Annotated in this window: 8 protein-coding genes; all 8 read left to right on the forward strand. The window is 39.8% G+C overall.

Features of this window, described 5'->3' with window-relative positions:
- Positions 1-103 precede the first annotated feature (103 nt).
- From ACHABU_RS20060 to pyrE, 8 genes are read left to right on the forward strand one after another with little or no spacing between them, the layout of a single operon-like run.
- Positions 104-1033 carry an aspartate carbamoyltransferase catalytic subunit gene (locus ACHABU_RS20060; RefSeq protein ID WP_435766732.1) on the forward strand — a complete coding sequence of 310 codons (930 nt, stop codon included), beginning with the start codon at positions 104-106 and terminating at the stop codon, positions 1031-1033.
- Positions 987-2270 carry a dihydroorotase gene (locus ACHABU_RS20065; protein ID WP_435766733.1) on the forward strand — a complete coding sequence of 428 codons (1284 nt, stop codon included), beginning with the start codon at positions 987-989 and terminating at the stop codon, positions 2268-2270. The genes ACHABU_RS20060 and ACHABU_RS20065 overlap by 47 nt, the downstream gene beginning before the upstream one ends.
- Positions 2263-3363, forward strand: a complete 1101-nt coding sequence (locus ACHABU_RS20070) for a carbamoyl phosphate synthase small subunit (protein ID WP_435766734.1) — start codon at positions 2263-2265, stop codon at positions 3361-3363. Before ACHABU_RS20065 ends, ACHABU_RS20070 begins: the two co-directional genes overlap by 8 nt.
- Positions 3356-6559, forward strand: a complete 3204-nt coding sequence (gene carB / locus ACHABU_RS20075) for a carbamoyl-phosphate synthase large subunit (RefSeq protein ID WP_435766735.1) — start codon at positions 3356-3358, stop codon at positions 6557-6559. Before ACHABU_RS20070 ends, carB begins: the two co-directional genes overlap by 8 nt.
- Positions 6556-7311, forward strand: coding sequence for a dihydroorotate dehydrogenase electron transfer subunit (locus ACHABU_RS20080; protein ID WP_435766736.1), 756 nt, complete (start codon positions 6556-6558; stop codon positions 7309-7311). The genes carB and ACHABU_RS20080 overlap by 4 nt, the downstream gene beginning before the upstream one ends.
- A complete protein-coding gene (locus ACHABU_RS20085) occupies positions 7308-8225 on the forward strand; it encodes a dihydroorotate dehydrogenase (protein ID WP_435766737.1) in 918 nt (305 codons plus the stop codon). The genes ACHABU_RS20080 and ACHABU_RS20085 overlap by 4 nt, the downstream gene beginning before the upstream one ends.
- Positions 8222-8935: an orotidine-5'-phosphate decarboxylase gene (gene pyrF, locus ACHABU_RS20090; RefSeq protein ID WP_435766738.1), complete on the forward strand. Its 714-nt coding sequence runs from the start codon at positions 8222-8224 to the stop codon at positions 8933-8935. The genes ACHABU_RS20085 and pyrF overlap by 4 nt, the downstream gene beginning before the upstream one ends.
- Positions 8919-9533 carry an orotate phosphoribosyltransferase gene (gene pyrE, locus ACHABU_RS20095; RefSeq protein ID WP_435766739.1) on the forward strand — a complete coding sequence of 205 codons (615 nt, stop codon included), beginning with the start codon at positions 8919-8921 and terminating at the stop codon, positions 9531-9533. Before pyrF ends, pyrE begins: the two co-directional genes overlap by 17 nt.
- The last annotated feature ends 277 nt before the right edge of the window (positions 9534-9810 follow it).

Genomic DNA, 9810 nt, shown 5'->3' on the forward strand with positions numbered 1-9810 from the left:
CCCAAGATAACGTGTAGTAACTACACGTATACCTCTTTGCAGCCACCTGCAAAGAGTTTTTTTATGGGAAAATTAAGTTATTCATTATAAGGAGGAGAGACTTTTGAGACATTTTATATCCGTTAATCAGCTTACTGTAGAAGATATTTACTCCATCCTGGAAACAGCAGAATACTATCGGACTCATGAGGTCAAATTAAACAAACAATTATTTGCAGCTAATTTATTTTTTGAACCGAGTACAAGGACGAAAATGAGCTTTGTCGTGGCACAGAAAAAATTAGGGTTGGAGATTCTTGATTTTCATTCCGATTCATCCAGTGTAATTAAAGGAGAGTCTCTTTATGACACAGCAAAGACATTTGAATCCATTGGATCTGATCTTCTTATTGTCCGACATCATTCGGACAGCTGGTTTGAAGAGCTTGACGATAGGATTTCGGTTCCGATAATTAATGCAGGTGCAGGGAAAGAGGAACATCCAACACAATGCATGTTGGACTTGCTAACTATTTATCAGGAATATGGCTGTATTAAAGGACTAAAGGTCGTAATTGTCGGTGATATCAAACATAGCCGGGTGGCACGTTCCAATGCTTTTGCGCTTCGTAAGCTTGGTGCGATTGTATATTTAAGTGCTGCCCCTGGATTTGAAGATGATGAACTAGATTTTCCTTATATTTCAATAGATGAAGCAGCTGAAACTTGTGATGTTGTCATGCTTCTCCGTATACAGCATGAGAGACATCTTCATAAAGCAGAGACTTCGGATTATCTTGAACTTTATGGATTAACTAAAGAACGGGAAAGAAAGATGAAGAAGCAGGCAATAATTATGCATCCTGCCCCAATTAACCGAGGAGTTGAGATGGATACTGACTTGGTTGAATGCGGTCGATCACGAATTTTTAAACAAATGGAAAACGGAGTTTTTGTGAGAATGGCGATTATGATGAACGTATTAAATGAATGGGGGATTATCACTAATGAAAACAATTTTAAAAAACGCAAAGCGCTTGCTTTCATCAAATGAAATGGAAGCATGTGAAATAGTAATAAACGGTAATCGAATCGATAAATTGGATACTGTAATAGCAGAAGAAGCAGATAAAATTATCGATCTTAAAGGAAAACTCATTTTACCAGGCTTTATTGATGTTCACATTCATCTCCGTGAACCTGGTGGAGAGCATAAAGAGACAATCATTAGTGGTACAGAAGCAGCAGCACGAGGTGGATATACAACCGTCTGTGCGATGCCGAACACAAATCCAGTTCCTGACAGTAAAGAATCTCTAACAGCAATTTTAGAAAAAATAAGAACGGACGCTTTGGTTCGTGTTCTTCCATATGCAGCAATCACAAAAGGATTAAAAGGCGAAGAACGAACAAATATTAAAGAATTAAGCGAAATAGGCGCATTTGCCTTCACGGATGACGGTGTTGGGATTCAGACAGCAGATCAGATGCTTCGTGCTATGAAGGATGCTGCGGCATGTGGTACTGCAATCGTTGCGCATTGTGAAGACAACTCAATCGTATATGGTGGTGTTGTTCATGATGGGGAAGTAAGCGAGAGACTAAATCTGCCTGGAATCCCTTCAATAACTGAATCGGTTCAAATTGCCAGAGATGTTCTGCTTGCTGAGAAAGCAGGCTGTCATTATCACGTTTGTCACGTTAGCACAAAGGAATCTGTACGTGTGATTCGTGATGCAAAAAGTGCTGGAATTAATGTCACGGCAGAAGTTACACCACATCATTTACTAATGACTGAACAAGATATTCGTGAAAATGATGCGGATTATAAAATGAATCCTCCTTTGCGCTCCAAAGAAGATCAACAGGCCTTACTGGAAGGATTGTTGGATGGGACAATTGATTTTATTGCAACCGACCATGCACCACATGCAGCAGATGAAAAAGCACAAGGATTTTTGAAAGCACCATTTGGTATTGTTGGTCTTGAAACTGCTTTCCCGCTTCTTCATACAAATCTGGTACAAACAGGAAAAATTACGCTTCAACAGTTAGTTGCGTGGATGACAAATAAACCTGCAGAAGTTTTCAACCTTCCTTATGGAACACTGGAAGAAGGTAGTATTGCAGATATTACAGTAGTAGATCTTGAGAAAGTATCCGTTATAGATAAAAATAGTTTTTATTCAAAAGGGAAGAATACACCATTCCAGGACTGGAAGGTTAAAGGAATACCAGTATTAACAATCGCAGAAGGTAATATTGTTTATAAGGAGGATATTCATGGCTAAAAGACAATTGGTTCTAGAGGACGGTACAGTATTTATTGGCGAAGGATTTGGTAGTGAGCGGGTCACAACCGGAGAAGTTGTATTCAATACAGGTATGACAGGCTATCAGGAAGTTATATCTGATCCTTCCTATTGTGGACAGATCGTTACGATGACTTACCCACTTGTTGGAAACTATGGAATTAACCGGGACGACTTTGAAACTGTTACCCCGTTTATTCACGGTTTGGTTGTGAAGGAAGTAAGTGACGCACCTTCCAATTTCCGTAATGAGGAAAACTTGGATCACTTTTTAAAAGCACATGATATTCCAGGCATTCAAGGGATTGATACAAGAAAACTGACAAAAATTATTCGGAAATACGGAACGATGAAAGCAATCATTACCGATCTTGAACCGTCCGCCGAAGGGCTAGCAGAAGAGGTAAGAAATCTTGTTCTGCCTACGGACCAGGTTAAAAGAACCTCGACAATCAAGCCTTACGTCGTTCCAGGACGTGGTCAGCGCATTGTAATGGTTGATTTTGGTGCAAAACATGGTATTCTTCGCGAATTAACAAAAAGAAATTGTCATATTACAGTTGTTCCACATGATTATAGTGCAGAAGCTATTTTGCGTTTGAAGCCTGATGGAATTATGCTGACAAATGGGCCTGGGGATCCAAAGGATGTCCCTGAAGCAATTGAAATGATTAAGCAGGTTTTAGGAAAAGTTCCGGTTTTCGGTATTTGTTTAGGTCATCAACTACTAGCACTTGCTTGCGGAGCTGATACAGAGAAGATGAAGTTCGGTCATCGTGGTGCAAACCATCCGGTTAAAGACTTGAAAAAATCCAAGTCCTATCTAACATCACAGAATCACAGCTATGCGGTAAGAGAAGCATCACTTGATGATACTGCACTTGAACTTACCCAAATTGCATTGAATGATAATACGGTTGAGGGGATTCAACATAAACTGTATCCGGCATTTTCTGTACAGTACCATCCGGAAGCTTCCCCAGGTCCAGAAGATACTAATTACCTGTTTGATGAATTTTTAAAAATGATTAAAGACAATCAAGTAAAGCATGAGGAGGAATCATATGCCTAAGAATACAAACATCCAGAAGATTTTAGTTATTGGTTCCGGCCCAATTGTTATTGGACAGGCAGCAGAATTCGATTATTCCGGTACACAAGCATGTCAGGCGTTGATGGAAGAAGGTTATACTGTCATTCTTGCCAATTCAAATCCTGCAACAATTATGACAGATAACACAGTTGCAGATAAAGTTTATATGGAGCCTTTAAATGTAGAATTCCTGACTAAAATCATTCGAAAAGAACAACCAGATGCATTGTTGCCGACGCTTGGTGGACAAACCGGTTTGAATCTGGCAATTGCGCTAGAAGATAAAGGAATCCTTTCCAAATACAATGTTCAGTTGTTGGGTACAACACTCGAAGCTATTCAAAAGGCGGAAGATCGTGAGAAATTTAGAGATTTGATGCATGAATTGAAAGAGCCAGTTCCTGAAAGTAGTATTGTCACAACGGTTGATCAAGCACTTGATTTTGCAGCAGAAATCGGCTATCCCCTAATTGTACGTCCTGCATATACGCTTGGTGGAACCGGCGGAGGGATGTGCTACAGTGAACAGGAATTAAAAGAAGTTACGAAAAATGGGCTTGCATTGTCTCCTGTTCATCAATGTCTGATAGAAAGAAATATTGCAGGATTTAAGGAAATTGAGTATGAAGTAATGCGTGATAAAAATGACCAGGCTATTGTTGTCTGTAATATGGAAAATGTGGACCCAGTCGGCATTCATACTGGGGATTCGATTGTAGTGGCACCATCACAAACATTGAGTGACAGGGAATACCAAATGTTACGAAATGCTTCGTTGAAGATTATACGTTCCTTGGAAATAGAAGGTGGCTGTAATGTTCAGCTTGCTCTTGATCCGAACAGCTTTGATTACTTCATTATTGAGGTAAATCCACGGGTCAGTCGGTCATCAGCACTTGCCTCTAAAGCAACAGGATATCCGATTGCAAAAGTGGCTGCAAAAATTGCTGTAGGCTATACGCTGGATGAAATTATAAATCCAATTACGGGAAAAACATATGCTTTGTTTGAGCCTTCATTGGACTATATAGTAACCAAATTCCCAAGATTCCCCTTTGATAAATTTACAACTGGTGATCGTAGACTTGGTACACAAATGAAGGCAACTGGTGAAATTATGGCGATTGGTCGTACGTTTGAAGAATCTCTTTTAAAAGGTATCCGTTCTCTTGAACTTGGTACAGAAGAACTTTGGTTGAAGTCACTGATCGATGTGTCTGAGGAAATTCTGGAAAAACGCTTGAAGAAGGCTGATGATGAACGAATCTTTGTCATTGCAGAAGCTTTCCGTAGAGGATTTACCGTAGAAAAGATTTTCCAACTTACTAAAATAGATGCATTTTTCCTAGTAAAACTGGAAAGAATGATCCAGTTCGAACAAGAATTGGCAGTAAACCCATTCTCTGATCAAGTTCTGGAAAAAGCAAAAAAATTAGGTATAGCAGATGCACAAATTGCCAGAATTTGGAATACGACACTAGACGAGGTTTATTTACGGAGGATGTCCCTTAATATTAAACCTGTTTACAAAATGGTAGATACGTGTGCGGCAGAATTTGAATCAGAAACACCTTATTTCTACAGTACGTATGAGGATGAAAATGAGTCTATTGCTTCCGACCGTAAAAAGATTCTTGTACTTGGTTCAGGCCCAATACGGATTGGACAAGGAATAGAGTTTGATTATGCAACGGTTCATTCTGTACTGGCAATCAAAGAGATGGGCTATGAAGCAATTATTATGAATAATAATCCCGAAACGGTATCCACTGACTTCAGTATTTCCGATAAGCTCTACTTTGAACCATTAACATTGGAAGATGTGATGCATGTTGTGGAATTGGAAAAGCCAGAAGGGGTTATCGTACAGTTTGGTGGTCAAACAGCAATCAATCTGGCAGCAGGTTTGGAACGCCGAGGGGTAGAAATTTTAGGGACAAATCTGGAAGCAATTGACCGTGCCGAAGATCGTGATAAATTTGAAATATTATTAGATGAATTGAATCTTTTGAGACCAAATGGAAAAGCGGTTCGCAAGTTGAATCAGGCAATTGAAGTAGCCAATACAATTGGTTATCCGGTTCTCGTAAGACCTTCCTATGTAATAGGTGGAAGCAGAATGGAAATTGTGTATGACGATACTGAATTACACACATATCTTGCCAAATCTGACAATATCGACCCGGAACATCCTATCCTGATTGACAAATACCTAACAGGAATTGAAGCAGAAGTGGATGCAATCAGTGATGGAGAAACTACAATTGTACCAGGGATTATGGAACATATTGAACGTGCAGGCGTCCATTCAGGGGATTCCATGGCCGTTTATCCACCACAACGTCTCAGTCCGGCAGTAAAGCAAAAATGTATGGATGCTGCAGAAAGAATCGCTAATGCGCTTCATGTTAAAGGATTGATTAATATCCAATTCATTATTCGTGGGGAAGATGTTTATATCCTGGAAGTAAACCCACGAGCAAGCAGAACGATTCCTTTCTTGAGTAAAATAACAGGCGTTACCATGGCAAATCTGGCAACAAAATGTATTTTAGGAACTAAACTGAAAGACTTAGGATATGAAACTGGAATCTTACCTGAACAAAAACAGGTATCCGTTAAAATACCGGTGTTTTCTTTTGAAAAACTCCGTAGTGTGGATACAATTCTAGGACCGGAAATGAAATCAACGGGTGAAGCGATTGGTTATGATAAAACATTGGAAAAGGCACTTTATAAAGGTTTAATTGCAGCAGGACTGACAGTTCCACAAGAAGGTGGAGTTCTTCTGACTGTGGCAGATAAAGACAAAGAAGAGATGCTTGAGATTGCAGATCGTTTCCATCAACTTGGTTTCCTGCTTTATGCAACGAAAGGAACTGCAGAATATGTACGAAATGCTGGAGGAATTCCAGTTGTTGAAGTAGCAAAAATTGGTGCTACGGAACCAAATGTACTCTCTATTATCGAAAAGGCTCAAGTACAATTTGTTATCAATACACTTAATTCCGGTAAAAAACCGAGATCAGACGGATTCTTAATTCGAAGAGAAGCAGTGGAACATGGAATTGCTTGTTTAACAAACATGGATACAGCTAATGCAATTCTGAATGTGATTGATTCAACAACTTTCAGTGCAAAACCAATGGACCAAAAAAAGGTTGTTGCTAAATGATGAGAAAAGAGATAATGCTCATAAACGCTGTTGAAAGAATAGCACTGGATACAATTGAAATGGTTGTAGAAAATCCCTATATTAGTCAAACAGCGACTCCAGGTCAATTCCTGCATGTATCCGTGGAAGGACATACGCTAAGAAGACCGATATCGATTGCAGATATAAACAGCGAAAATAATACAATAACGATTCTCTTTAAAATTGTGGGGACAGGAACAGCTAAACTTGCTACTTTAAATCCTGGTATGTCATTTGACGTACTGGGTCCAAGTGGCAATGGATTTCAGATAGAAGGTAATCAAAAATCAACAATTCTATTAATAGGTGGAGGAATCGGTGTTCCTCCCCTCTATTATCTTGGAAAAAAACTAGCAGAAAAAAATACAGAGATCATCTCGATTCTGGGTTTTCAAACAGAGGTAAATGTATTTTACGAAGAGAAGTTCAGTAAATTTGGAAAAACTTATATTGTAACCAATGATGGGACATATGGAGAAGAGGGATTTGTTACAGATATTATAGAGAAGGCAGGAGATTTTGATAGCTATTATTCCTGTGGACCATTGCCAATGTTAAAAGCCATTACTGCAAAACTAAAGGACAAACCTGGAATGATCTCTCTGGAAGAGCGAATGGGATGTGGTGTAGGAGCATGCATGGCATGTGTTATACCAACGGATGAAAAAGGTGGATATAAGAAAATTTGCAGTGATGGGCCAGTCTTTCATGCGCAGGAGGTATCTCTATGACTAATCTAGCAGTAAATTTGCCTGGACTGAAACTGAAAAATCCAATTATGCCTGCTTCAGGGTGTTTCGCATTTGGCAAAGAATATAGTGAATTTTATGATCTAAGCAAGCTTGGTGCAGTGATTATGAAAGCTGCAACAGGGACGGAAAGATTTGGCAATCCGACTCCAAGAGTTGCTGAAACTGCTTCTGGAATGCTAAATGCGATTGGACTGCAAAATCCGGGAGTGGAAAAGATTATTGAAAATGAAGTTCCGTTTCTCGCAAATTACAATACACAAATCATTGGTAATATTGCAGGAAGTACACTGGAAGAATACGAAAAAGTGGCTGCAGCCTTCAATCAGACGGACGATGTACATGCACTTGAGTTAAACATATCCTGTCCAAATGTGAAAGAAGGCGGAATTCAATTTGGTACAGACCCGGGTATGGCAGCAAAGGTAACGGAAGTCGTTAAGAAAGCAAGTCAATTACCGGTCTATGTGAAATTGTCACCTAACGTAACGAATATAGTTGAAATGGCAAAAGCAGTGGAAACAGCGGGGGCAGACGGACTTTCTATGATTAACACCCTAACAGGTATGCAAATCCACTTACCTTCAAAAAAACCATTAATAGCCAATAAAACAGGGGGACTATCAGGTCCCGCAATCAAACCAGTTGCAATTCGTATGATCTATGAAGTGAAGCAGCATGTATCCATTCCAATTATTGGTATGGGTGGTGTCAGTAGCGCAGAAGATGTACTTGAATTTTTACTTGCAGGAGCAAGTGCTGTTGCAGTTGGTACTGCGAATTTTAACAATCCATATGCTTGCCCAGAGATTATTGATGCGCTTCCAGACACACTGAAAAGATATGGGTTTGATTCCGTTGAAGACGCCATCGGAAAGGGGATTGTACAGGTATGAATAAGAATATTTACCTTGCACTAGATTTTCCGGATTGGGAAGAGACGAAACGGTTTATCCACGATTATAATTTTCAAGGCGTTCCGGTAAAAGTAGGCATGGAGCTATTTTACAAAGAGGGACCTTCCGTTATAGAAAAACTAAAAACAGATAACCATCCAATCTTTCTTGATCTGAAATTGCATGATATTCCGACAACAGTGATGCGTGCGATGAAAAATATTGGTAAGCTAGGAGTCGATCTCACGAATGTACATGCTCTTGGTGGTAGTGAAATGATTAAATTTGCTAAAGAAGGACTTATTTCAGGTAGTGAAAATCATGATACAAAACTAATTGCGGTCACATTGTTAACTTCAATGGATGAAGATTCGCTAAATAAACAATTGCGAATTCCAGGTAATTTGGAGAATAATGCCGCTTATTTTGCCGAATTTGCTCAAAAAAGTGGAGCAGATGGTGTTGTTTGTTCGGTTTATGAAGCAGAAAGAATAAAACGAATATGCGGAAATTCTTATCTCACAGTAACTCCTGGTATTCGTTTAAAGAATTCAGACAGTAATGATCAAAAAAGAATTGCTTCGCCAGGATTTGCCAAGGATAATGGATCGGATTACATTGTTATTGGCCGCAGTGTTACAAAGGCAGATAATCCGTATGAAGCATATCAACAAGCAGTGGAGGAATGGAACAATGGCATTAAAGGATGAGCTTGCAAGAGACTTACTTGAAATTAAAGCAGTACAAATTAATCCGGACAATTATTTCACATGGACTTCCGGCATCAAATCACCAATCTATTGCGATAATCGATTAACGATGTCCTATCCGGAAATTCGAAAGAAAATCAGTGAGGCATTTGCTGAAAAAGTAGCGGTAATGGATGAAAAGCCGGATGTGATTGCAGGTTGCGCAACTGCAGGTATTCCGCATGCTGCATGGCTTGCAGACCAGTTGAACCTCCCTATGGTTTATGTTCGCTCAAAACCAAAAGGACATGGTAAAGGAAACCAGATTGAAGGAAATATTACAAAGGGACAAAAAGTTTTGGTTATTGAGGATCTGATCTCTACAGGTGGTTCTTCCATCGATTCTGCGAAAGCTCTGCAGGCTGAAGGTGCTGATGTATTAAGCGTCTTCGCCATATTTACTTATGGTCTTCAGAAAGCTAGCAGGCAGTTTGCACAGACAAATATCCAATTCGAAACAATCACTAATTTTGATGAATTAGTGGAAGCCTTAGTTGAGGATGGTAAACTGACTACTGACGAAAAAGCTGAATTATTAAGCTGGAGAGACAGTTTATAAAACAAATGGCCACCATATGTTTCTATCCACAAAGCGCCGTTACTTCTGGGTGATGTGCTAAGATGTGTGCTATTGCTGCCGTCCGTGATCGCTCTGGGCGGATGCTTTCCGCGGGCACGGCCTCAGCCTCCTTGCGGAAAGCCCACCGCTGCGGGGTCTTCGGACACGTGCTTTTCCCGCAGGAGTCACCGCCCGCCGCTCACCCGGACTGGTGGAGTTGTATGATCCGGTTTTTATATCAATTACTAAGGTGTTAATCGTTTGCGAGCTTAAACCG

The organism is Oceanobacillus sp. CF4.6, from assembly GCF_051262635.1.
In the GTDB taxonomy this organism is placed as follows: Bacteria; Bacillota; Bacilli; order Bacillales; family Amphibacillaceae; genus Oceanobacillus.